Consider the following 1,417-nt stretch of genomic DNA (forward strand, 5'->3'; position numbering starts at 1 on the left):
GAGCTATCGCCAATTTTTGGTGACGGCCGGGCCGGTCAGGCGGCGGCGGTTATGGGCTGACGGTCGGTCGGCTTGGCGATGACCTCAATCCCGTTGTTGAATGTCACACCAAGAACGAGTTTTGGCAACTGGTTGTGGCCGTCGAGGCGACGCCAGCTTTTCTGCGCGCCCTCGAGCAATTTGAAGACCATCGCGAGCGCGGTCCTGTTCGACAGACAGCCCTTCGATCGGATGGTGCGGTGACGCACGGTAGCGAAGGTGCTTTCAATGGGATTGGTCGTCCGCAGGTGTTTCCAGTGCTCGGCCGGGAAGTCGTAGAACGCCAGTAGGGTGTCCCGATCCTTGCTCAGGCAGTCGGCCGCCTTGTCGTATTTGGGCGTGTAGCTCTCGATGAAGGCGTCGAACGCCAGTTCGGCGGCGGCCTTGGTTTCGGCCATCCAGATCTCCTGCAACGCGCGTTTGGCTTTCGGCTGCAGGCTCTTCGGCAACTTGGCGAGCACGTTCGCAGTCTTGTGCACCCAGCAACGCTGCTCGCGCGTTTTCGGCCAGACCTCGCCGGCGGCCTTCCAGAACCCTAGCGCTCCATCGGCGATGCTAAGCTGCGGTGGCACGTCGAGCCCGCGCCGCTTCAGGTCGAGCAGCAGGTCGCGCCAGTCGTGCGCGCTCTCGCGGGCGCCATCGGTGAAGCCGACCAGTTCCTTGCGGCCCGCCGGCGTCGCGCCGATCAGCACCAGGATGCACTGCTTTTCGTCTTCGAGGCGTGCCTGGAGATGGATGCCATCGGCCCAGATGTAGACGTAGCGCTTCGCCGACAGATCGCGCTTCTGCCACGCGGTGTGCTCGTCGAGCCAGCCGTCCTTCAGGCGGCCGATGGCGGATGCCGACAACCCGGCAGCATCCTTGCCGAGCAGCGCTGCCAGCGCCTCGGAGAAGTCGCCGGACGAGATCCCCTTCAGGTAAAGGATCGGCAGCAGCGTCTCGATCGATTTCGACCGGCGCATGTAGGGCGGCAGGATCGACGGAGAGAACCGGATGCGGTCGGGGTCGGCGGCGTCCGCCTCGCGATCGCGTATACGCGGCTGGCGGACGGCGACCGGACCGATCCCGGTCATCACCTCGCGTTCCGGCAGGTGACCATGGCGTACGACGCGCTGGTGGCCGTCCGCGGTCTTCAAATCGGCATGCTTGCCGAGAAAGTCTGCGACCTCGGCCTCTACCGCCTGGGCCAACAGGGCGCGCGATCCATTACGCAAGATTTCGGTGAGTTGGTCGTCGACGTTTCCTGGCTGAATCAGCTTGATGATGTTATCTTTGGACACGGCATATCGCTCCTTCGGTGGAGAAGTGGAGGCGTCAAGCACCCCCACGATATGCCGCCTTTCCGATTCCCGCCGTCACCAACTTTGGGCCATAGCTC

Annotated in this window: 1 protein-coding gene; it reads right to left on the minus strand. The window is 63.7% G+C overall.

All coding sequences use genetic code 11. From position 1 onward, the window contains the following. Positions 1 to 35: 35 nt before the first annotated feature. Positions 36 to 1,319, minus strand: coding sequence for an IS256 family transposase (locus CQ13_RS15225; RefSeq protein WP_057843684.1), 1,284 nt, complete (start codon positions 1,317 to 1,319; stop codon positions 36 to 38). Positions 1,320 to 1,417 lie beyond the last annotated feature (98 nt).

It is taken from the genome of Bradyrhizobium retamae, assembly GCF_001440415.1.
Taxonomy (GTDB): Bacteria; Pseudomonadota; Alphaproteobacteria; order Rhizobiales; family Xanthobacteraceae; genus Bradyrhizobium; species Bradyrhizobium retamae.